The organism is Pantoea sp. Ep11b (assembly GCF_040783975.1).
In the GTDB taxonomy this organism is placed as follows: Bacteria; Pseudomonadota; Gammaproteobacteria; order Enterobacterales; family Enterobacteriaceae; genus Pantoea.
The window spans coordinates 3,112,139-3,135,010 of sequence record NZ_CP160631.1; the positions used below are offsets into that span (position 1 = coordinate 3,112,139).

At 56.6% G+C, this 22,872-nt stretch carries 21 protein-coding genes, 1 tRNA gene and 1 pseudogene; 3 read left to right on the plus strand and 20 right to left on the minus strand.

The annotated features are described in order from the left end of the window. Nucleotides 1–125: 125 nt before the first annotated feature. The 9 genes from ccmI to ccmA form a co-directional block, all read right to left on the minus strand. Nucleotides 126–1,337: a c-type cytochrome biogenesis protein CcmI gene (ccmI, locus tag AB1748_RS14555; RefSeq protein ID WP_293772068.1), complete on the minus strand. Its 1,212-nt coding sequence runs from the start codon at nt 1,335–1,337 to the stop codon at nt 126–128. Next, the gene (locus AB1748_RS14560) at nt 1,334–1,789 is read right to left on the minus strand and encodes a cytochrome c-type biogenesis protein CcmH (protein WP_367395664.1); all 456 of its coding nucleotides are present in this window, start codon (nt 1,787–1,789) and stop codon (nt 1,334–1,336) included. Before AB1748_RS14560 ends, ccmI begins: the two co-directional genes overlap by 4 nt. Beyond that, nucleotides 1,786–2,343, minus strand: coding sequence for a DsbE family thiol:disulfide interchange protein (locus AB1748_RS14565; RefSeq protein ID WP_111141421.1), 558 nt, complete (start codon nt 2,341–2,343; stop codon nt 1,786–1,788). Before AB1748_RS14565 ends, AB1748_RS14560 begins: the two co-directional genes overlap by 4 nt. Continuing rightward, entirely contained in the window at nt 2,340–4,298 is a 1,959-nt protein-coding gene (locus tag AB1748_RS14570) for a heme lyase CcmF/NrfE family subunit (RefSeq protein WP_367395665.1), read from the minus strand. The genes AB1748_RS14565 and AB1748_RS14570 overlap by 4 nt, the downstream gene beginning before the upstream one ends. Further along, complete coding sequence (ccmE, locus tag AB1748_RS14575; protein ID WP_111141974.1) at nt 4,295–4,780, minus strand: cytochrome c maturation protein CcmE; 486 nt, start codon at nt 4,778–4,780, stop codon at nt 4,295–4,297. Before ccmE ends, AB1748_RS14570 begins: the two co-directional genes overlap by 4 nt. Then, nucleotides 4,777–5,010 carry a heme exporter protein CcmD gene (gene ccmD, locus AB1748_RS14580; RefSeq protein WP_293772077.1) on the minus strand — a complete coding sequence of 78 codons (234 nt, stop codon included), beginning with the start codon at nt 5,008–5,010 and terminating at the stop codon, nt 4,777–4,779. Before ccmD ends, ccmE begins: the two co-directional genes overlap by 4 nt. Next, on the minus strand, nt 5,007–5,747 hold the full coding sequence (locus AB1748_RS14585) for a heme ABC transporter permease (RefSeq protein WP_367395666.1): 741 nt from the start codon (nt 5,745–5,747) through the stop codon (nt 5,007–5,009). Before AB1748_RS14585 ends, ccmD begins: the two co-directional genes overlap by 4 nt. A gap of 67 nt (nt 5,748–5,814) precedes the next feature. Beyond that, nucleotides 5,815–6,474, minus strand: a complete 660-nt coding sequence (ccmB, locus tag AB1748_RS14590) for a heme exporter protein CcmB (protein WP_367395667.1) — start codon at nt 6,472–6,474, stop codon at nt 5,815–5,817. Further along, complete coding sequence (gene ccmA, locus AB1748_RS14595) at nt 6,474–7,091, minus strand: cytochrome c biogenesis heme-transporting ATPase CcmA (protein ID WP_111141970.1); 618 nt, start codon at nt 7,089–7,091, stop codon at nt 6,474–6,476. The genes ccmB and ccmA overlap by 1 nt, the downstream gene beginning before the upstream one ends. Here ccmA and AB1748_RS14600 point away from each other — a divergent pair. The 3 genes from AB1748_RS14600 to AB1748_RS14610 all read left to right on the plus strand — a co-directional run bounded on the left by AB1748_RS14600 (nt 7,078) and on the right by AB1748_RS14610 (nt 8,661). Beyond that, a complete protein-coding gene (locus tag AB1748_RS14600) occupies nt 7,078–7,287 on the plus strand; it encodes a hypothetical protein (RefSeq protein WP_199560047.1) in 210 nt (69 codons plus the stop codon). The genes ccmA and AB1748_RS14600 overlap by 14 nt on opposite strands. A 47-nt stretch (nt 7,288–7,334) precedes the next feature. Further along, entirely contained in the window at nt 7,335–8,270 is a 936-nt protein-coding gene (locus AB1748_RS14605; protein ID WP_293772083.1) for a formate/nitrite transporter family protein, read from the plus strand. Nucleotides 8,271–8,586: 316 nt separating this feature from the next. Beyond that, nucleotides 8,587–8,661: transfer RNA gene (locus AB1748_RS14610), tRNA-Arg, on the plus strand. A 244-nt stretch (nt 8,662–8,905) separates the two neighbouring features. On the opposite strand, the gene AB1748_RS14615 is transcribed toward AB1748_RS14610, so the two are convergent. From AB1748_RS14615 to AB1748_RS14665, 11 genes and pseudogenes are all read right to left on the minus strand, one after another. Next, the gene (locus AB1748_RS14615; RefSeq protein WP_367395668.1) at nt 8,906–10,273 is read right to left on the minus strand and encodes a VasL domain-containing protein; all 1,368 of its coding nucleotides are present in this window, start codon (nt 10,271–10,273) and stop codon (nt 8,906–8,908) included. A gap of 75 nt (nt 10,274–10,348) precedes the next feature. After that, entirely contained in the window at nt 10,349–10,693 is a 345-nt protein-coding gene (locus AB1748_RS14620) for a hypothetical protein (RefSeq protein WP_367395669.1), read from the minus strand. Between the two features lie 139 nt (nt 10,694–10,832). Beyond that, complete coding sequence (gene tssE / locus AB1748_RS14625) at nt 10,833–11,288, minus strand: type VI secretion system baseplate subunit TssE (protein ID WP_111141966.1); 456 nt, start codon at nt 11,286–11,288, stop codon at nt 10,833–10,835. Further along, nucleotides 11,288–11,833: a type VI secretion system lipoprotein TssJ gene (gene tssJ / locus AB1748_RS14630; RefSeq protein WP_111141965.1), complete on the minus strand. Its 546-nt coding sequence runs from the start codon at nt 11,831–11,833 to the stop codon at nt 11,288–11,290. The genes tssE and tssJ overlap by 1 nt, the downstream gene beginning before the upstream one ends. Continuing rightward, the gene (tssG, locus tag AB1748_RS14635) at nt 11,811–12,896 is read right to left on the minus strand and encodes a type VI secretion system baseplate subunit TssG (protein ID WP_111141964.1); all 1,086 of its coding nucleotides are present in this window, start codon (nt 12,894–12,896) and stop codon (nt 11,811–11,813) included. The genes tssJ and tssG overlap by 23 nt, the downstream gene beginning before the upstream one ends. Then, on the minus strand, nt 12,860–14,614 hold the full coding sequence (tssF, locus tag AB1748_RS14640; RefSeq protein ID WP_111141963.1) for a type VI secretion system baseplate subunit TssF: 1,755 nt from the start codon (nt 14,612–14,614) through the stop codon (nt 12,860–12,862). Before tssF ends, tssG begins: the two co-directional genes overlap by 37 nt. Before the next feature lie 648 nt (nt 14,615–15,262). Continuing rightward, complete coding sequence (locus tag AB1748_RS14645) at nt 15,263–15,514, minus strand: hypothetical protein (protein WP_146240885.1); 252 nt, start codon at nt 15,512–15,514, stop codon at nt 15,263–15,265. Between the two features lie 583 nt (nt 15,515–16,097). Then, a pseudogene (locus tag AB1748_RS14650) lies at nt 16,098–16,291 on the minus strand (PAAR domain-containing protein); the annotation flags it as partial. Between the two features lie 30 nt (nt 16,292–16,321). Then, nucleotides 16,322–17,923, minus strand: coding sequence for a type VI secretion system protein TssA (gene tssA, locus AB1748_RS14655; protein ID WP_367395670.1), 1,602 nt, complete (start codon nt 17,921–17,923; stop codon nt 16,322–16,324). Further along, nucleotides 17,923–21,390: an ImcF-related family protein gene (locus AB1748_RS14660; RefSeq protein ID WP_367395671.1), complete on the minus strand. Its 3,468-nt coding sequence runs from the start codon at nt 21,388–21,390 to the stop codon at nt 17,923–17,925. Before AB1748_RS14660 ends, tssA begins: the two co-directional genes overlap by 1 nt. Continuing rightward, nucleotides 21,387–22,595 carry a hypothetical protein gene (locus AB1748_RS14665; RefSeq protein ID WP_111142039.1) on the minus strand — a complete coding sequence of 403 codons (1,209 nt, stop codon included), beginning with the start codon at nt 22,593–22,595 and terminating at the stop codon, nt 21,387–21,389. Before AB1748_RS14665 ends, AB1748_RS14660 begins: the two co-directional genes overlap by 4 nt. Nucleotides 22,596–22,872 lie beyond the last annotated feature (277 nt).

Consider the following 22,872-nt stretch of genomic DNA (forward strand, 5'->3'; position numbering starts at 1 on the left):
AGGTCTACCCATCGTTCAGGTTACGGCCGGGTATCGAAGCGGCTTACCCGATGAGCATAGCTGACTTTGTGCCAGAGGCAGCAGGCAATGGCACCTGTGGTTATTAATGTTGTCGCAGAGCCTCATCAGGGGGTCTGCTGGCTAATCTCTACCGCTATCGGCTGCTGCCCGTCCCAGGGCGTTACCGCGCTCTGGCCCTGCCAGTCGCCCGGCTGAGGAGTGGCGCTGCCGTCGCGGGAGATCCGCACCCGGACCGCCACCTGATGCAGCGCCGAAAGCAGACGATCCGGCATCATGGCGTTGCTGTCATCCAGCGTCAGCGCCAGCGGGAAGTGGCTGAGCGGCAGGCGTTTAACCGCCACCGGCACCGGTGAAACCCCGTCAGAAACCGAAATATACAACACTCCGTCCTGCGGTAACATTTTTTCTGCCTGCGGCGTCAGCGTCACCTTAAGCGCCAGCTGACGCCCCTGCTGTCCGGCCGCACTCCGGGCCTTTTCGATACTGCGGGCGATCATCGCATGGCGCGCATCGCCCGCTGGCAGCAGCCCCTGCAGCGTCTGCCAGGCGTCGATAGCCTGATCGTACTGCTGCTGCCCGTAGGCGTTAAACGCCAGCAGGCTCAGGGTGCGCAGGTTCTGCGGATCCGCTTTGCGCAGCGATTGCAGCAGCAGGGTCGCCTGACGGTTATCCTGCGGATCGGAAGATCGCGTCAGTACCTCAGCATAATCCTGCTTCAGCGCCAGATCGTTGGGAGCGAGCTGCAATGCGCGCTCAAAGGCCTGGCTGGCGATCTCCGCATTGTTGAGCACCATGCCGAGCCGTCCCAGCATCGTCCAGTCGGCCAGATTATCCGGTTCCTGCTGCAGTGCGGTACGCAATCCGAGCTGCAGACGCGCCAGCTCCTCCATGCTCAGCGGTTTCGCGCCAGGGTCCATCAGGCGAGCCCGCAGTTCAGGATACGCCTGCCGGACCTGCATCCAGCCGGAGAATTGTGCCAGGCCGCCGGTTTTCAGATAAGTGCCCAGCGAGACCACAACCAGCACGACAACGCCCGGCAGCAGAATCCAGCGGTGGCTGCGGTGTGAGGCCTGGGCTTCTGCTGGCGGAATATCTGCCAGCAGCGTCTGCTGCAGTTCCCGCTCCATCAGCGGTCGCTCAGCAACGACGCCCTGCGCCTCATCCTGTGCCAGCTCTTCAACCCGCTGATGGTAGAAACGCTGGTTAAGACGGTCGCGATCGCCCGGGCTGGCCTCACGCTGCCGCCAGCCTGCGGCCAGAAACAGCGTACAGGCCGCCAGCAGTAATAGAAAAAGGGTGATCCAGAATGCACTCATGACGGCTTCCTGTCAGATTTCAGTAGCGCATCAAGACGCTGTTGTTCATCTTCACTCAGCTCACTGCGGGTTTTGCGCTGACGGCTGCGCACGATAATCACCGCGCCGCCCAGCAGCACAAACAGCGCAGGCCCTACCCACAGAATCAGCGTTGCAGGGGTGACCGGAGGCGAATAGCTGACGAAATTGCCGTAACGCGCCACCATATAGTCGATGATCTGCTGGCGGCTCTGGCCCTGCTTCATCAGCTGATAGACCTTCAGGCGCATATCGGCAGCAATCATCGCATTGGAATCGGCGATGCTGTTGTTCTGGCACTTCGGGCAGCGCAGCGAGGCGGTCAGATCGCGGTACTGCTCCTCCTGCACGACCGAGTCAAACTGCAACGTGTCGAAGGCGGCCCAGAGTGAGAAGCTGAACAGCAGGCCGCAGATCACTATCAGCGCTCTCATGATCCCGCCTCCGCGCTGTATTTCACCCACAGCGGTTTCACTTCCTGCTCCCAGACGCGCGGATTGAGATCGCCCGCGTGGCGATAACGGATAATGCCTTTGCCGTCGATCAGGAAGGTCTCCGGCGCGCCATAGACGCCAAGATCCAGCCCCAGCATGCCGTTGCCATCATAGAGACTCAGCGCATAGGGATTCCCCAGCGTGTTCAGCCAGTTCACCGCTTTCTGACGATCGTCTTTGTAATTCAGTCCCACCACCCGAATCCCCTGCTCCGCCAGGCTGTTCAGGTAGTGATGTTCGGCGCGGCAGGTCGGGCACCAGGTTGCCCAGACGTTCAGCAGGATCGGTTTACCCTCCGTCAGCACGCGCTGATCGTAGGTCTGGCCCGGCTGATCCAGTGCTTCCAGCCGGAACAGCGGCACTGGCTTGCCAATCAGGGCAGATTCGAGACGGGTCGGATCGTCGCCCTCTGCGTTGCGTGTCAGCTGCCACAGCAGCGCCGCCGCCAGCAGCAGAAACAGCATCAGGGGAATAAACAGAATTTTTTTGTTCACGTCCGCTCCTCACGTTCGGCTTTTTTGCGCGAACGGTAACGGGGATCAAACAGGCAGAACAGGCCGCCCAGCGCCATCAGCACGCCACCGGCCCAGATCCAGCGCACAAAGGGTTTGTAGTAGATGCGCACGGCCCAGCCGCCGTCATCCAGCTCTTCACCCAGCGCCGCATAGAGATCGCGGCTGAAGCCGCCATCAATCGCTGCTTCGGTCATCATGGTGCGGGCAGCCGTATAAAAGCGCTTTTCTGCCTGCAGTGTCGCTTCCGGTTTGCCGTCGCGGGTGACTTCGATGATCCCCATGCCGCCGCTGTAGTTAGGCCCCTGCAGATTCTGCACGCCGCGGAAAACAAAGTGATAGTGATGGATATCAATGCTGTCGCCCGCCTTCATGCGGACATCGCGCTCCACGCTGTATTGCGTGCTGAACGCGATGCCGATAACCGTGACGCCCACGCCCAGATGCCCCAGCACCATTCCCCAGTGGCTGCGCGACAGGTGCCGTAAACCGGCAAAGAAGCGATGGCGATGCGTGGCGCGCTCGTGCAGTTCGAGCAGCGTCAGGATGATAATCCAGAGGGACATCAGCAGACCCACCACGCTCATCGCCGCGATGCGATCCTGCAGCCACCACGGAATGATGATGGAACAGGCCAGAGTGACGACCAGCGCCAGCGCCAGGCGCTTAGCCAGTTTCTGCGGCTCATCACGCCGCCAGCGCACCAGCGGGCCGATCCCCATCAGCAGCGCAAAGGGTGCCATCAGCCAGCTGAACAGGGTGTTGAAGAACGGCTCGCCAACCGAAATGCTGCCCAGGCCCAGCTGTTTGTGCACCAGCGGCAGCAGCGTGCCGAGCAGCACTACCAGCATCGCGGCAATCAGCAGCACGTTGTTCCCCAGCAGAAACGATTCGCGCGACCAGGTCTCATTCTGCACCCGGCCACGCACCTGACCGCCTTTAATGGCGTAGAGCAGCAGCGAACTGCCGATCACAATCACCAGAAACGCGAGGATAAACATCCCGCGCGCCGGATCGGAGGCAAAAGAGTGCACCGACACCAGCACACCGGAGCGCACCAGGAAGGTGCCCAGCAGGCTGAGTGAAAACGCGGTGATAGCCAGCAGCACGGTCCAGGCCTTGAAGGTGCCGCGCTTTTCGGTAACCGCCAGCGAATGTATCAGGGCCGTTCCCGCCAGCCACGGCATAAAGGAGGCGTTCTCTACCGGGTCCCAGAACCACCAGCCTCCCCAGCCCAGCTCGTAATAGGCCCAGGCAGAGCCGAGCACAATCCCGATGGTCAGAAAGACCCAGGCTGCCGTTGTCCAGGGACGCGACCAGCGCGCCCAGGCGGTGTCCAGCCGTCCGGCCATCAGCGAGGCGATGGCAAAAGCGAACGCCACGGAAAAGCCGACGTAGCCCATGTAAAGCAGCGGCGGATGGAAGATCAGGCCGATATCCTGCAGCATCGGATTCAGGTCATGCCCGTCGATCGGGAAGTCCGGCAGCGTGCGGGCAAAGGGATTGGAGGTCAGCAGGATAAACAGCAGGAAGCCGAGGTTGATCATCCCCATCACCGCCAGCACCCGCGCCAGCGCATCCTGCGGCATCCCGCGACTGAAGATCGCCACCGCCAGTGTCCAGGTGCTGAGCAGCAGCACCCACAGCAGCAGCGACCCCTCATGTGCGCCCCAGGTGGCGGCGATACGGTAGTAGACCGGCAGCAGGCTGTTCGAGTTGGTGACAACGTAGGCAACGGTAAAATCGTTGCTGACAAAGGCCCAGACCAGCAGGGCAAACGCCGCCGCGATGCAGACAAACAGGCCACCGGCCAGCGGTCGCGCCATCGCCATCAGGCGGGCGTCCTGACGCACGGCCCCCCACAGCGGATAGCTGCTCAGCAGCAGCGCGAGGCCCAGCGCCAGACAGAGCAGAAAGGTTCCAATTTCTGGCATCATGATGATTTACTTCCTGCCAGGTAAGGCGACTGCGGGTCACCCGGATGACTCTTCATCGCGTTTTCGATCTCCGGCGGCGTATATTTTTCATCATGTTTCGCCAGCACCTCTTTGGCGACAACCCGGTTACCCGCCGTGAGAACGCCCTGCGCCACCACGCCCTGCCCTTCCCGGAACAGATCCGGCAGGATGCCCTCGAAAGTGACACTGACCACGCCGCGGGCATCGTAGAGTTTGAAGGAGACGGCCAGCGTTTTCGGATCGCGCCGGACGCTGCCCGGCATCACCATGCCGCCCACGCGCAGTCGCTGGCCCGCTTCGGGCTTCTCGTGTGACTCGCCTTTGCCGTAGAGGATTTCACCCGGCGTATAGAAGAGATCGATGTTTGAGCGCAGCGCATACATCACCAGCGCGGTCGCCAGGCTAAGGCCGAGCAGAATCGCCACCGCCGCATAGAGGCGGTTGCGTCGACGGGTATTCACAATCTCTCTCCTGCCGCTTCAGCTGCGGCTTTTTTAGTTTTTGCTGCCCGGATACGACGTTCACGCGCCTCACGCTGGCGGATCTCAGCCAGCAGGCGGCGGCGCAGCAGCAGCGTGTGCAGCGTCAGACCGATCAGCGGAAGCAGCGTGAAGGCCACCGCCAGCCAGACGTAGAAGGCGTAGCCCCCCATCGCAAAGAAGGCGTGCAAGGAGGAAAAGGCTGGCGTCATCCCTGCTCTCCCCGTGTTGCAACCGTCAGGGCCCAGGGGCGGTGACGTTCCGTTAACAGAATCAGGTTGCGCAGCCGCATCAGGGTCAGCGTCACAAACAGCAGCAGATAACCGATGATGGCCCAGCGCAGCGGCGTGCGCATCACCGGCGCAATCGCCTGCTGGAGAATGCCCGACGATCCCTGATGCAGGGTATTCCACCACTGCACCGAGAAGTGAATGATGGGCAGATTCACCACGCCGACCAGAATCAGAACGCCCGCGGCCCGGCCTGCGGTGCGGCGATCGTCAAACGCGTGATAGAGCGCAATCACGCCCATATAGAGAAACAGCAGCACCAGCTCCGAAGTCAGGCGTGCATCCCAGATCCACCAGGTGCCCCACATCGGCTTGCCCCAGGCGGCCCCGGTGACCAGCGCAATAAAGGTAAAGATCGCGCCCACTGGTGCCATCGCGGCAGAGACCAGATCGGCCATTTTCAGCTGCCACACCAGGCCGATGAAAGCGGCGATGGCCATAGAGGCGTAGATGCCCATCGACCACATCGCGGCGGGCACATGAATGTACATGATGCGAAAACTGTCGCCCTGCTGATAGTCAGCGGGTGCAAATCCAAATCCCCAGACCCAGCCCAGCAGCAACGCCGCCAGCCCTGAAATGGCGAACCAGGGCACCAGTCGCCCTGACAACTGATAGAGCCGTTCGGGCCTGCCCAGCTGATGTAACGCTTTCCACATATCAAGTGCTCACATTAACGATAAAAAAGGGTTGCCGCGTCTTTTACGCGCGTTACTCCCACACCGGTTATTGCAAAGTAATGCGTAACGCCGCCGCCGTGGCAAACGGCGAGAGCGTGGCGCTGCCCAGCAGCATCGCGCCGAGAATCGCCAGATAACCGCCGACCGGCAATCCCTGACTGGCCGCCTCCATCGCCGCGCTGGCGAAGATCAGAACCGGAATCGCCAGCGGCAGTAACAGCAGGCTGAGCAGCACACCGCCGCGCCGTAAACCTACGGTCAGTCCCACGCCAATCGCCCCGAGGAAACTGAGGGTCGGTGTGCCCAGCAGCAGCGTTAACGCCATCGCCCACCAGCCGTTTATATCCAGCGACAGCAGCAGTGCGGCCAGCGGTGACAGGACAATCAGCGGCACGCCGGTCACCAGCCAGTGCGCCATCACTTTACCGATGACGATGACCGGCAGCGGCGTTGGCAGCAGCGCCAGTTGCTCCAGCGAACCATCGCTGAAGTCGTCACGAAACAGCCGCTCCAGCGCCAGCAGCGACGCCAGCAGGGCGGCAACCCAGGCCACCCCCGGGGCGATGCGCGCCAGCTGCTGCGGATCGGGTCCAATGCCCAGCGGGAATAACGTAATCACGATCAGGAAAAACCAGAGCGGATTAATTACATCCGCCCCGCCACGAAAGGCGATGCGCAGTTCACGCTGGATCAGGCGAAACAGCATCAGTCAGCCTCCTCATCGCCGAGACGGATTTTGCGCACCCGTGCCGCCTCCGCAGGCAGATCCTGATGGGTGGTCAGGATCACAGCGCCCCCGTTATCGGCATGGCGGGCAAATTGTGCCATTAATTTTTCAACACCCGCTTTGTCGATGGCGGTGAGTGGCTCGTCGAGGATCCAGATGCGCGCCGGGCTGAGCCAGAGTCGCGCCAGCGCCACGCGGCGCTGCTGCCCCGCGGATAAACGGCTGACCGGCACCTCTTCCTCCCCCGTAAGATCCACCGCCTCCAGCGCCGCAAAGATCTGTGCGTCACTGCGGTCGGGATGATAAAAGCGCAGATTTTCCAGTGGCGTGAGCACGCCTTTGATGCCCGGATGATGACCCAGGTAGAGCATCGCCTGATGCCAGGTTTCACGCTGCCGCTGAATCGGCTGCTGCTGCCAGCGTATTTCACCCTCCTCCGGACGGCTCAGGCCCGCCAGCAGGCGCAGCAGCGACGTCTTGCCCGCCCCGTTGGGCCCTTCAATCTGCACAATGTCACCTGCGGAAACGCGAAATGAGAGCCGACGGAACAGCGAACGTTCGTCATAAGCACAAGTGAGCGTAATGATTTCCAACATCGAGGGGGGAGTCACACCAGCTAAAAAGTGGCCGGGATATTACCACAATGTTGCTGCGGGCCGAAGTGTGAGCTACCGCTCAGTTTTGCTCTCAGCGGCTTATTCGTGCGGTATTGCCTGGCATCTGAATAAAAATGCAGTTCTGAAAAAGGTTGTTACGCTTATTCGCATCAGCCGTAACATTATCGGCAAATAAAAAAGGGCTACGCTTATTACGCAGCAGCACTATCACCAGGAGAAAATATGAAGCCTTCATCAGGTAATGAACAGGGTCCTAATGACGTAGACAGTGAAGAGAAGGAACAGGGCACTGATATTGAAGTCGATGAGGAGGCGCTGCCCTCCCGTGCAGCGGCAATCCATGAAGAGATCCGCCAGGATGGGGAAAAAGAGCTGGAGCGCGACGGCATGGCGCTGCTCTGGTCTGCGATTGCGGCGGGCCTCTCTATGAGTGCGTCACTGATGGCGAAAGGTATATTCCAGGTCCACCTTGATGGCGTTCCGGGTGCGTTCCTGCTGGAGAACCTCGGCTATACCTTTGGTTTTGTCATCGTCATCATGGCCCGGCAGCAGCTCTTTACCGAAAACACCGTGACCGCCGTGTTGCCGGTGATGCATAAGCCCACCTGGGGTAATGGCGGGCTGCTGTTACGGCTGTGGGGGATTGTGCTGCTGGGTAACCTGATTGGCACAGCGCTGGGTGCGCTGGCCTTTAATGAGATGCCGATATTCGACGAGGCGACCCGTCAGGCATTTACGGAGATCAGTAAGAAGGTGATGGAGAACACGCCTGGCGAGATGTTTGCCAATGCGGTGATCTCCGGCTGGATTATCGCCACTATGGTCTGGATGTTCCCCTCTGCGGGCGGGGCCAAGCTGCTGGTGATTGTGATGATGACCTGGCTGGTTGCGCTGGGCGATCTGGCGCATATCGTCGTAGGATCGGTAGAAGTGCTCTATCTGGTGTTCAGTGGCAGCATAAGCTGGCATGAGTTCCTCTGGCCGTTTGCCCTGCCGACCCTGCTCGGCAACATTACCGGCGGCACGCTGATTTTTGCCCTGATCAGTCATGCGCAGATCCGCAATGACATGAGTGAAGCTGCCGTGGCTAAAGCGAAGGCGGAGAAGCGTAAGCAGGAGAAGCGCCGTCAGCGCGAAGAGCAGGAAAACGCAGAGTAACGCTCTGGCAGACAGCGCCACTTTAGCGGACCGGTCTGCTTTCTGCGTTGAGATAGTGCAGCAGTTGAGCGTTTGCGCCGCCAGCGGGAACTTAACGGGTGCAGCAACGCCTGCACCCGCCCTGGCCGCACGCGCCACTGTTCTGCCGGTTACCACCGCCTCTGCAACTGAGCATCATCCCGCGCCAGAATGTAACGGTTTCCGCCACGTGGTGCCCTGTTATGCTCAGGCAAATTACCCGATTGCTGGCGGAATGAGCAAACGCACACCGATGTAGTGAATCTCCCGGCCTGTTTGCGCTATACTGCGCGCCGCGGTCCTCTTAGTTAAATGGATATAACGAGCCCCTCCTAAGGGCTAGTTGCAGGTTCGATTCCTGCAGGGGACACCACTCTGATCGCCATCCACCTTCATCGCCCCACCCTTCTCTCTTGCTCAACCCTGAAACTTATCAATACCCGACACGAACTGATGATGCTGACTGTTTACCGGCAGAGCAAAACGATGTCCGGGCTGGTACCCGTTCGCTTCTGAAGGAAAGCGCAGCGCGCTCCGCAAATGCGCGACATTGTCCGTCTGAGCGGTGGAAGCGTGGCGGTTATCATCCGCCAGCGTCGGGGGCTGAAAAACCTTTCTTATCTGGATGCTCGCTGCCTGATTTCGGCGTAGCGGGCAATCAGCTGTTTCAGATGCATCTCCAGCTGCGCGCTGGCTGCATCAGGCAGGGGTTCATCCGCTGGCATTTGCGACAGGATCCGCAATTGCTCTTCAGCCGGTGGCGACTGATTAAACGCCTGAATGGTGGAAAAAACTGCCGACTTCAGTTCGCTGACCGTCATATATTTTCCCTTCTGCTCGTCGAGGCCGTTAAGTCTGTCGCTGAGCTTCTGAAGCGATGACATCCCCTGATGCCAGCCATTAAGCTGCTCTTTTGGCAGGGCAGCCGCGCTGAGTTGCTGCTGCCACCGTTGCATCAGAGGTTTTGCCTGTTCCGGCCAGAGTTTCTGCGCCTGTTCTGCCAGCTGCTGGCTGTAGCGAATATTCCAGTCAGGCGGCAGCCGGTCCAGCCGGGTAAGCTGCTGCGCTGTTTCTGCCAGCAGAGCCTGCGGCAGCGGATTGCGGTGCTGTAATGCATCGAGTTGTTCCGGCGTGAGCGCGGCGGGTAACACCGCCAGCGAGGCTGCAAACTGCGTCTGCAGGGAGTCAGTCTGGTGAAGATAGTGCCCGACCCCTATGACAAAACTGCCTGTTATCAGCATAGTGCCCATCCCGGCCGCGAAAGACTTCCACGCCCTCTTCGGGCCAGCCGTGGTCGCCTGCCTCTGCTCTTCAGGCTGTAAGAGCGGCATGCTCGTCTGGGTATCAGCGGGACAGTGCTGTGCTTTAACCGGGATGTCGCAGTGTGCCCTGTCGGATATTCTGACCTCCTTCACTGTGATCGCCGGCAAAGTGATATTTTGCCGGCAAACGGAATCGCCTTCGGTCTGTTCCAGCCGGGCAGCACTGTTATGCATCAGAATACGTAGCCCATCAAGCTGACTCAGATGCCTGAGTTCGAGGCGCTGCAGCGTCTCGCCCAGCGCGGTAAGCTGCTGTTCGGCCAGATATAGCTGACTGAGATCGCTGTAACGGAGCGGGATCGCACGCATCCGTTGCTGCAGGCGCTGACTCAGACTGCTGAGGATCGTCAGGCGGGCATGAACGGGCTGCGGCCACAGCGCCCCCCAGTGATGGCTGATCAGCGTTGCCAGTATTGTCAGACCATCATTCAGCCCGGGCAGTCCGGCCAGCTCTGTTCGTGCCAGCGTGTACCAGGCAGCCGTCTGCAGCTCCACACCGTTCAGCTCAAAGAGGGAAAGACAGCATTTTTCGGCATGATGCCAGTCCACATCCGGACGCGCCGGATGCGTCAGCTTATTCAGTTCATCACGCAGGGCGACATAATCCGGTAGCGTGCGCGGGTCACCGCCGGTTTTTAATTGACGAGGGAGGGTGTCATGCATGACCAGTTGTCCAGTTGTTCTGTCAGAAGAGAGGGAAAAGAAGGTTGCAGGCGGATTCACCTGACGCTCTGGCTGTCAGGGCAGCAGCACCATAATCAGGTTGAAAAATCGGCTTTCATCCAGCGGCTTCCCGGTACAGGGGAGTGCGTCAGGCGGAGTAAAGGTCCAGTCATTTAACGTGCCTGAGCGCATGAATAAACGTCCCAGCAGGCTCCCCTTCCCTCGGTGATGAACGGTTATCTCCACACACCCGGTCACATGCTGGCCGTAGAGAAAGATCGGCGTAAAAGTGACGACCTGGTCGTTATAACTCAGAACGATGCCAGTTATCCCGAAAGTGCCGCCCTCCACCAGCAAATCCGAAACCTGTGCCGTAAATGTCTCTGCCTTCAGCCCGGTATCTGTCAGCCATATCTCCATCTGCTCCTGAAGCTGGGTCATACGCAGACGAAACGCGGCAATATCGCTTTGAGTCTTGCTGGTAAAGGAGACAGGGCTGGGCTTACTGGCCTGCAGTTTTTCGAGGAACTGTGATTTTACTGACATGGTGTTTTTGGCCTTACAGACGGGTTGTCGTGTCGAGATAGTGCTGTTGCTTCAGATGTCGCAGTAACAAGCGCCCCTCCGGCATAAACTCCGTGCCGTAGCGGACAAGGCCAATGCCCTTAAGCTCAGCATCAATGGCATAACGCAACTCGCCGGGGACGTTCTGCTCCAGCAGGACAACCGTAATTTTTTTCAGACGCGGCTCATATTTGAGCAGAACAGCCGACAGGGTGCCCATCAGCTCATGGGCCGTTCCCGGCATACCCTGCAGGATGCGGGTCATATCCGGCAGGCCGTAGTCCGGCAGGTGTGCCAGCGTACCGGCACGGCTGTTCAGGATGCGCTGCATGTTATCAAGCACCGACAGGATGACCTGATTTTGTTCACTGACCTGGTGGAGATTGAGGCCGCCGGTGAAGTTGCCGGTCAGCATTTCATACAGTGAAGGTGTGTTGTGTCCCTGGGGCATCAGTCGTCCTTGAGCGGTTGCAGTGTCAGATCATTATTACCGGCTTCCAGAATGCGCGGTTTATCCGGGTCAAGGGCTTCGCGCTCTATCACCAGCCTCCAGGTGTCGTTGACCATATCAGGATGACGGAACAGCCCCACAACCGCCACAAACTGTGCATCGGCTTCCATCGGCATATTCAGGTTCGCATCACCGCCCGGCTTCACCACCACATCACGGCTCGCCAGCAGGTCAGCTTTAAGAGTGCTCTCTCCGTCTTGCAGCAACTGCTGGTAGACCGTTTTGTCGAAGGTTTTGCGGTCTTTCAGTTGCCAGACACGAATAATCACCGGCTCTGACAGCGAGTTACTCTCGCGGGAATCGGTGTTCAGCGCTTCACGGGCAGTGAAATCCAGGTGCAGTACCTTAATCTTTTTGTAGAACACGGCGTTAAATGCCGATTTGGTGCCATCGGTAATGCTCTGCGTCACCCCGCAGCCTGCCAGGCTGAATGCAAACAGTGGTAACAGCCAGCGCGCGGTCTTAGTTAAACTTGTATGTAACACGTCGGTTTCCTTGTTGTGATGTCGCAGGCTCCAGCCCGGTGTAGTAACCCAGTTCAGTTGTAAAGGTCTGTGGAATATCGTCCGGAAGGGTTTCGTCTTCCGCCCCCAACACGCCATTCATCCCAAGCCAGAATGGGCCTTCACCAAGCGGCGGAGCGACCAGCAGGCGGGTACGGGTGGTGAGGGTGATTTTTGCCCTGAAGCGCCAGCCCAGATACACCCGAAGCATCACCATAAAGTCCTGATACAGCAGGCCATCCGGTTTCCAGTCCTGTGACTCCTGTTCGTTATCGGTGGACAGGGCAATCAGCAACTGGCTGCTGGCATCCATGGCTTCGTCACCAAGCGGCGTATTGCCGTCCAGGAGAAAATCGTCATCGTCATAAAAGCCCAGAGGCCGACTGACCTCTACCGGTCGCAGAGAATAAGGGCTGACTCTGACGGTGGTATCCGGGGCCAGCAAAGTCACCAGCGCCTGCATGCCCTCCTGGGTTTTGCCCGGTTGCTGCAGCACACTCAGCAATGCAAGAAATCGGGATACCGGCGTGGCAATCAGGTTTGCCGTACCGGGAATGCCCAGCCCCACCAGCCCCAGCAGCGACTGTGAAATGCTGTCGGTCCCCCCCGGCTCAAACGTGGCCGGGTAGGAATATTTTCGCCAGATGCGGTAAAACTGCGTCAGGATGCGGTGGCTGAAGATATCCAGAAAGCCCTGTAGCGCCTCATGTCCTTCCCGGCGCTGGGTGATGTCGTCGAGATAGGCGGTTGGCAGCGGCGAATCAACGCCGTACATTCCCATAAAAGTGGTGCGGATGAGCGGTGGTTTATTGTCACCCTCTTCGTCATACTCCACGGCTTTGAGTTCACTCGCCGGAAAGCCCATCCCCGGATGTGGCGCAAACCGCACCGGATCATCTGAGGGATGGCTGGTTGCGCCCATCAGCGGTCGGTTCGGATTCAGTTTTTCCAGTAGCTGGCAAAAACGGTAAAAATTTATCCGGTTAAGCTCAGCCTCCAGCCGTGGAGTCAGCCGGGAATACGGCGGTTGTGCTTCTCTTCCCATTCCAGGCGTTCTCCGGTCGGTTGCAGGATGATAATCAGGCGGTTAAACAGATAGATATCGGTATACAGCGCAAAAAAACGGCTCAGCATCTCGCCGAACAGGCAGATGTCGCCGCGCCCGGCAAAGCCATGGCTGTCCAGCGTCACTTCAATCTGCACCCCGCGCACCAGATACCCCTGCTCAAAGCGTTCCGTTTCACTGTGTTTCACATCCGTGATGGCTTCAAGACGACGACGGTTCATCTCGCTGTCAGTCCACTCGTACAGCGCCAGGGTTCCACGTAACACCTCCGCGTTGTCCATCATCGACAGGAAGCTGCTGCCAAGATGACTCAGCACACGCCAGTGAAAACGATCCTGTGCCGGGGGATAACAGGGTAACGTCGGCGCGCACAGGTTACGGACGGCAATACTGGTCGAGGTGGTTTTCATTACCGTATCAAGTACGGTGCTCTGCAATGCACGGCGAGGTAGCTGTCCGTTAGTGCCCGTAAGCGTCAGCGACAGGCTTTCATCCTCGGGCACCGTATGGTGATCAAACGCTTCTCCGCCGAGGATAAGCCAGGTGTCATGCAGCCCGGACGGACCGCGACGCACGCGGGTGTGGTAGTAATATTCCGGGGCCTCATGGCGCATCATCCCCCCCTTGTGGCGAAAGCTGGAGAACGGTACGTAGGTATGATGGTTCGATGACATCACCGAATCCACGGCGTATATCTCGGTATGACCGTCCTGTACGCGCATCGGGCGCAGCATATATTCGGTCTGCAATGAATTGAGCGTCAGCGGGTCGGATTCCAGCAGGAACAGGTTTATCACCGGCACACAGTTCAGACGCAGATGCTTTTCGGTAAAGCTGAAATCGTGCTCCCAGCGTTCCGCCAGTACTACGTCGATTTCAAACCAGGGGAGTTCAGCCGGAAAGACCACGGTCTCCAGCCCACGCAGCCCTGTGAACATGAATTTCTCACGAAAGGAGAAGTACTCCAGCAGCAGCTGATAGCCGCTAAAGCTGCTGCTTCCCTTTGGCCACAGGTCATCGTCATCGCCAAAACCCAGCGCGGTGAAATACCCATTAAGCGGTCTTCTGTCCGCGTCGCCTGGCATCCGCAGCCAGAGGCGCGCCGTGTTCATGGTGAAGGCTTCATGCATGGCGCAGGCCAGCGGTGCGTCTGCATTGAAGTAGAGCGGTAACTGACTGAGATCAACACGACTCCAGTCGGCAAGCAGGCTGCAGTTAAAGCGCAGGCTGATAACCGAACGCCCGTCAGGGTCAGTCGACAAGCGGGCGTGCTCCAGCAACAACGGCTGAAGGGTGATCTCTTTGGTGGTGGTGTACCGACAGCGCGTGCCCTTCTCACCGATCGGTCGCGAGTTCACCTCGAAACCTTTGACGATGCACATCGCCTCTTTCATCTCACGCCAGTCGGGAGTGAACTCCACCACCGACATTGAGGGAATAGTGCGCAGGTAATGCGGCCATAGAAGGCTGACAAGCCCTTCTGTCAGTTCTGGCAGATCGTCATCAAGCTTTTCGCGAAGACGCCCCATCAGGAAAGCAAAGCCTTCAAACAGACGCTCCACGTAAGGATCGCGCGCGCCCGCTTTATCGAGATTGAGCATTGCCGCCTGCTCGGGGTGAGCACGGGCAAACTCTTCACCGGCTTCCAGCAGGTAACGCATTTCAGCGTCATAATAACGCAGGGTTAAATCATCCATAATAGTTTCTGTTTAGTTATTTATTGCGTGTTAAACACTGAAGCAGACTCCGGGAGTCTGGCATGGGTAATTACAGAGCAGTGACAACCATCAATGCTGAGTACAAAAAGACGGGGCTAAGAGATATCTTTCCATACCAGGTCTCCAGCCCGAAGGGATACCCTGGCATTCCGTGTAACCTGTGTGCATTAAAGAGGTTAACTATCTTTCTGAAAAGATGAATATTTCCAGCACAGTGACTCCTGAGAGGATAAACGTACTTTTCGTTAAAATCCCACCGGCTTTAACGCTTATCTTCTCTCCTGTTAAATAACAGGGCAAATCATCATCATTAGCGATGAGAAAAGATACGGAAAAAAATAATATAAAAATCGAAACCAACAACACCGGGGTAAGAAATCCATTCGCGAAACTTAAAAACACCGCGTTTAGAAATTACAACTAAAATTGCCAGGTCGAATGCCAATCCAGAAAATTCAATTACAAACCTTTCAATAAGATACATAGTCATTTATCCATTGAAATAATTTTCTGCAGTGCTTCATGCAGGTATTTCCTGGTTTCTGCAACAACCAACTCTATCCCGGTTCGTAGCTTCTCATGCAGAGAGATACCGCCAGGATCTTTCCTCAATTTCGAGAGCTTTATCTAAAACGCCTGCTGTATATTCTTAATCAATTCAAAAAATTTACGAGTGATTTTAAAATGTTTGTCAGGTACGTTTAATGCGATACTCCCCTCCAGACCAGCAGGTACGACAGCCACAAGCAGGCCAATAACAAAAGAAGTCATTGTCAATAAGGCACCGCCCCCCCAACTGACAGCGGGCGCTATACCGATTTTTACGGCACTTGTTGCCAGCAAACCTATAAATTCAGCCAGTCTGATATCATCATCCATTATGAAATCAATGGTATGATACGCAAGAGAGAAATAAACCGTTCTAACAATGCCTGCAACAACAGCACTTTTAACACCAAACCTCCCGCCCCCAGGCTGACGCACCCGGGATTTTCAGGGGCTTAGACAGGCGCATTTAATATTCTTCCCCCCTGCATATCCAGTAAGTTTTATGAACTGCGTTCCATTTATCTACGCACACCGTAGAATGAATATTATAAATTCTCAAACCAGCAACAGGCATGATTACTGGAATGGTTTCTTTAAAATCCAGCCTATAATTTACCGCAATCTACTGCGTCCGACCTTGTATCAGCCCCTCCGGATATTTTTATTAGCCCCCTAATAACAGTATTTCATATAGTTCGCCGCGAGTAAGTAGCATTACTTCCTGGCTATCAGCCGGCAGCATGACCCTTAGTTTATTATCCGGGGAGTTACGTGCGTTACGTAATACCGGATCATCTGGCCCTAAACCCGATGTTTTATGCTCATCGGTCAGTTAACCTGGTAGCTCAGGAGATGACTGTGCAGGAGCCGCAGTAAAACCTGATGCCGATTCTCCAGCGGAAGCTCCTCTGCTCTTCTCTTGCGTATCATCCATCATCGACGGAATAAACTTCGCCTTACAGGAACAGGTGCTGTCGCTGTCGGGGCTCCGGCCATTCGTCAGCCATGAATGGTTTCGTTGTCGATGCCACCGGCTATCCTGAACAGCCCGACTTGCCCGCAGGTCATCCTGTCGCTCTGCACCAGGTAAAAGCCTTCTGCTGCCATATTTGTCACTTTAGCTGAATTCAGTGCGGCTTATCCGCAAAGCACTGCACTACTGGCCGGATCGAGCGCAATCAGACCGGACAGAAGCTGCTCCATCTCGGGCTGAAGGCGTGATTTATCGGCTTCACTGCGTGTGGCTTTCATGCGCAGCAATCTGAGACGACGCGATTTCACTTCAAACAGCAGTGCCGGTGTCCACTGCGTGAGAGTAATTGACTGTGCGGTACTGTCGAGCTCACCCAGCAGATGCAGGGCCAGTTCATTCCTGCCCTTCTGCTCAGCCACTCGGGCCATTAACAGACGCAGCAACCATTTGTCTTTCGCGGAATCCGCTCCAGGGCGGGTCTGCAGCCAGTGAAGAGTGGCATCCAGACCGTCGCTGTCCGCTTTCTCCAGCGCTTCAGGCTCAAGTGCCAGAATATCGTTGTCTCCCACACTGGCGGCGCTGAGCGGCTCATCGCGCCAGCCGGACATATCGTTCAGCACGCTCTGATTTATCCAGTTCAGCGTTACTTCATCCGCAAACGGTGTCCCATCGTTAAATGCCAGGGTTTCAAGCCCCGTAAGGCGGCTCAGCAACCCTTTCAGGTCTGCGGTGATGATGTCAGCCAGGACATGCTGCCCTGACTTCATCAGCGCCTGATGGATATACCACTGCAAATCCAGCCAGAGATGATTGGCACCACGCGAAAAAGCGCTGTCTGTCTGCTCCAGTATTTCCAGCCAGCTCTGCTGCAGGTAAAGGCGCTTAAGCATGGCCCGCTGATCAGCCCGCGGCGGTTCTATTCGGGTTTTCCCCTGGGCATCCGGAGCCGGGATAGTGCTCAGCGTGTCATGACGCAGGCTTTTCATCAGCCGGTGTGCGGCAAGCCAGCCATCGGCCTGCTCACGCAGATATTCCGTCAGGGTGCGGGCCTGAGCCAGTAAATCCTGGCCGGAGGTGATGCGGCTCAGGACCGACGCGTCAGACTCGGTCGTATATGTGGAGGTCTGTGTCTGAGCTTTATTAGCGGCGTTCTGCGGCACCACGGAATCCACACCACCGGCCTTCATCAGGCGGGACTCCAGCGCACTGTACAGGACATTCAGTTCCGGCCGCGAAGCCTCCGGCTCAGTCTCCAGGCTGTCGTGAATCAGCAGCAACGCCCCGGCGGTACGCTGTGCATCGTCGCGTACGACCTCCGGGTACAGTGACAAACTGTCCAGCACACGGGTACCGCCAAGCCATTCCAGTGCGGCCTTGCGACTACGGTCCCGCTGCGGGTGAAGCTGCATGCCGTAGCGCTGCAGTAGTCCCGCCAGCAGTTCGAGCCCGCTGGCAAAGCCAGCTTCGCCATCCTGATGCAGGCGGGCCCAGCAGTAATATGTCGCAACCCGGAGATCTTTGGCCCCGGTGGTCAGTAACTTTTCGGCAAGCGTGCATATCAGCCCGGTATCAATGCCGGAGAGCTTATTGACCTCTTCGCGGATACGCTGAAAATCGTCGTCATAGCGGGGGTCTTCTCCGCTCGGAATGGCGTCACTTATCGGTGCAAGCCAGAGCTGCCAGTTTTTCGTGCGTGTCTGCGCCTGTTGCCGCAGCTGCGAGTCGTCAGCGTGACAGGCCGCGACCAGGCTCTGCAGTGTGCTCATTATTCGATTCCATCCATGTCACTGTTTCCGGTGTTGACCATCCGCGCCTGCGCGGTTGCCGCGCTGTCGACACTGAAAATTTGATCCGGCAGCGTGAAACCGCGCAGATCCAGCAGCGCCAGCGGGCCTTTTCCGAGTTGGGAGCGCAGCACCCACTGCAGGGTGCGACCATCCGGGGCGGTAAAGCTCATCATCCACTGGCTGCGATCAAGCTGTTGACGCTTGCTCAGTTCCAGCCAGCGAATAAAGCCCCAGGTCCCGCTGTAATCTCCGTAAAGACGCGCGCCAGCGTTGACCGCGGTCCAGGTCAGCATCGTCCCCGGCTTGTAAGTCTCTCCCGGCCAGCGAAAGCTTTGCCAGTCAGCCATTTGGTTGAAGTAGTGCAGCTTTTGCCCGTCTATGGTGAGCTGCGTCTCCACCACCTGCGGCACAGGACGCGCCTGCAGCTCAAAGCTGATGCCCTGACTGCCATCGGTGAACAGAATGTCTGACAACTGGCTTAGCTGATTAATCGCCCGCAGGAAAGCCGGATTAAAACTCAGCCCCTGACTGTTGACCTTATCCGGTACCCACTGGCTGCCCTCTTTGTGCAGTACCCCGCTGAGCTCTGTCGTCAGAAATCGTTCAATACGTCCGCTGTCCTTGCGCACAAATTCAGCCAGCATTGGCAGGGAGGCATCACTTTTGCTGGCCGCAAACGGGAAACGTCCATCAAAGGCGGTGTGCCAGTTCGCCACCACGGACCGGCTCCATTTGTCATTCAGACTTGCCGCCGACGGCTGAAGCACAGTCTCCCAGGCCTGGGTCAGCGGCTGAACAAACATCGTGCTGCCAAAACCGCTCCACTCTTCCCCGAGGCTTGCAGAAATCAGACTGCCATACTGCTGGGTGTCGGTGAGGTCCACGCTTTTGCCCTGAAACACGGTCTGCGCCAGAGTCTGCATCATTGCCTGTGGGTCAGAAGCGCTGGCCACCTGTTGCAGTCGCAAACGCACGCGGGTGATACGGGTCAGATACGTCTGCAGGCTCAGGGAGTTGTCCGCCGACATGACGTTGCTGCCCGTGTTTTTACCCAGAAGCTGAAGCAACGGACCGAAAGTTTCATCCAGTGGTCCCTGGGGACCTGTCGCTGACTGGTCAATTGCGGGTTTGTCTTTTCCAGCCACCAGCTCTTTGGCCGATTTGATGATGGAGTCCGAAAGACCTTCGCTTTGCTGGCCTGTCTGTCCCTGCCAGGCGAGGGTATTCATCAGGGCAATCAGTGGCGACTGGCGCACATCGCTCATCAGCGTCAATTGGTCGGTAACGTCCGCAATATTGTTCGCCGGGTTAAGACGCAGGCTGTTAAGGAAGCTCAGCCAGCTGCCGGCAAAGTCGGTGAAGTAACGTTGCGTCAAACGTGCTTTCAAGGCTTCCGGTGACAGGTCTGAGGAGACCGCCTTCCGGCTATCACTCAGTACCCAGTCAATTTCATCGCGCCGCGACGTTGCCGCCCTCTCAATGGCCTGCTGAACGGCCCCTTCCCAGGCCTGGCGGGTAAACATGCCCGGCACCACTTCGTCGGTAGTAAACAGACGACGCGCATCGGTACCGCTGGTCATATCCTCCAGGGACACATCGGCGAAGTTACGACGCACTGATTTGAGCATATTTTGATAGAGCGTACTTTCGGCGTTGCGTCGGCCAATCTGCTGCAACAGCACCTGTCGACTCTGGCTGACCAGCTGCGCATCCGGTGTGATTTTCCACTGTGGCTGCTCAGGCAGTTCGTTGATGTAGAAGGCCCATAAATCCGGCGACAGACTTTGCCACAGGCCGGTGGAAACACCCATTCGCGTCGGCTGCACAGTTTTCAGGGTCTGTGCATAAAACGCGCCGTCGGCTTTATCCGGACGGGCCATCATCAGCCAGGCTTTAAGCTGGTCATAACCCGGCTTTGCCATCAGTGCACGCTGATCACTGTTGGGGGCTGAGTTTGCTAAAGCGTTGAGTTTTTGCGTCAGGGCCGCATTCGCCGGGTCGCGTATCAGGCGGTTGTTTGCCACACCGTACCAAGGCAGCATCGAGTCGAGCAACTGCTGGTTATGGTCCAGACCGAAGCGCTGATACCATGGCGCACCTTCCTGAATACGGTGCTGCAGGCGACCGGCGTCATTACGAAGAGTATGCAAAGCCGTCAGCTGGTAATCCGAAACGGAAGGATGTTCAACCAGAGCACGCGCCTGCCCGGCAACAGAGACAATCTGCAGGCGGTTGACCGTGAACGACAGCAGTGTACCAGCCCCCCAGACACCGATGATGGTCATCAGTGTCCAGGCCAGAGTCTGTTCCCAGACCATACCGACACGGCGGCCACGTATACGGGTGCAGTCATCTACAATTCCCTGCCAGGTTACGGGCAAGGTCAGAGCATGGCGTTGTGATTCGGAGATATAGTTCTCAGGGTCGGCTGTTCCTTCAGACGTCTGAGCAGGGTAACTGTCCGGCAGGCTGAATATCAGACCTCGAAGCGGAACACGCTGCTGGGAGTCAAACAGCCAGGGCACTAATTGTTGAGTCCAGCGAACGATACCGCCATCTTTGAGATGCTGCCCCAGACGCAGCAGGAAGTCGTGGCCGTTGTTCTCAGCGACCTGACTCATCCCCTGCGCCCGCAATGCAGGCAGCATCAGCTCTAGCTGGCGGGTAATGTCGTCAGGCTTAGCACGCAGCGGGAAACTGGCACCTACCGCCTGTTCAGTGCGTTTCTCCTGCGGCCATTTGCTGTCACACAGTTGCCACAGCCAGACTGGCGCGGAATAACCAAGCAGTTCGCTAATTTTTTCCAGCCCGCGTAAATCGTTGTCGCTGATTTGTGGCGTCAGATTAAGCGACTGCGGCATGACACGAACAATACCGTCCAGTGGACGCCCGCGGCGTAGTTTACGCAGCGCGGTGTATTTTTCTTTATCAGGTTCAGCAGTCAGACTGCCGCCGTAAATCAGAGCGGTACGATTGCCTTCAAACCACTGGTTTTTCTGCAGGCCAGGCACCAGCTGTTCGATTGCCATATCATCGCCGGTGACCAGCAGCAGACGGACTTTGCGACGCCAGAGGAGGCCAGTTCGGGAGCGAAGATGATCCCGAATCTTGTTACACATGGCCACCGCGGGGTGAACAGACGCTTTATCATTTTCCCGTTTTTTTCTCTCATCATCACCGTTGGTGTTGTCGATAAGCGCATTAAACTCCTGCTTACCGGCGCTACGTACGGCCGCCAGGAGCACTACGGATACGATAAGGGCGCTACCTGAAATACATCCGCTGGCGATCAGCCAGTAAATTTGCTGCTGACTTCCCTCCTCAATCCCTGCCATGCCCGGATGCTTCCAGACCATGAACGTTATAACGGCTAACAGCAAAAAGAAAATCAATGCGACAGCAAGATAGCGGCCTTCCGTAGTCTTCGGTGCTAAGGGTAGCTTCACGGATCCATCTCCTGTCGGGAAGCAATCGGGGTAATGAGCGTGCTCCACAGCACATTCGGTGTGGTATTACCGCAGATAATCATCTGGGGTAACTGCGTTTGTCGGGCAATTTCGGTGGCGGCAGCGATAGCCAGCCAGGGAGCCGCGGCGCCGGCATGACCCATGGATGTATCGAGTGAAATAACGGCTTCACCCTCTACAGACTGAGCAGGGTGTGCATTCTGGCACGCGATAACTTCTGCGCGCTGCTGAGCCGTCAGCCCGGCAAGCCATAAATTTTTCACGATATTTTCTTTTAGCGGGACGTTCCAGGCAGCCATGTTCATCCCCTCCCTGAGTTCACCGACTGGCGCAGCATCTGGCCGGTGTAGCAGCGCGAGAGGCTCAAGTGCCTCCTGAGTCAGGCGGTTGCCAAGAAGCAGGACGACACCGGCCTCAGCTGTATTGTCAGATTCGGCAGGCTTAAACTGGAGGCCCACAATCAATAGCATCGCTTTATCTTCAATACGTTGATTCAACCAGCGTTCAATTACACTGAGTCCACTCCCTTCACCATATTCAACATGAAGAGTAATTTTGTTCTTTTGCCAGGCCTCATCCCAGTACTGGCGAATACTCTCCAGAGGCAGCGATGTTGTTACATCAAAAAATACTACCAGCGGCACGTTGTCAGGGATTTTTGCAAAAGGAATGTCAGCAATTAACTGCGAAAAAATATTTGTTATCACAAATTTTAGCGAGTCCTGCGGGCTGGAATAAATTTGGCTCATTCTGGAGCTTTCATTACCATCCCGGTCGACCTGTGAAACAATAATGCTATCGTTGTTTTGCATAGCAATGGCCGTATTCTTCTGAGAAACTGATGAATGGCCGGTAATAAATGTTGTATTCAGCACCTGTAGTGCACGCCGCGCCTTGCGAGTCTCCTGAAGAATCCATTGCTCTCGTTCTTTATTAAAAGCATTTGCTTTGCTATCCTGCAATGCCCACAGAAGCAGATAATAAGCAAACGGAACGCTCCATAAAACAACTGGCACACCTAAAGCAATTATCCAAAAATGCAGACTTTCAACATACCGCCCAAATATACGCATTAATATAACACTGACCAAAAGCATGACAATCAGAACAATAACCCAACGAGAAAACTTCAGGGGTTTAGGTCTGGGGTAGCACTCTGGCATATGCTTAAGTGTATATGACATTCATTCTCTCATATTACAAAATAGATATATTGATTTATAATTAAAATAAGGGTAGCTCAAAACTTATTATAACTATCACGCTGCAGAAGGCCGCAACCAATAAAAAATCATCATTTTAAGGAATGTTATTTTGTTAATGTCAAATTTATTAAAATTAAGCTACTCACCTGAATAATTCACATGTTATTTTCATAGGATACATACACCTGCAATTTCTCGACAATAACTTCATATGTTCAGCACCTGCCCCCATGTTCTCTATACATTCTATCTCTTA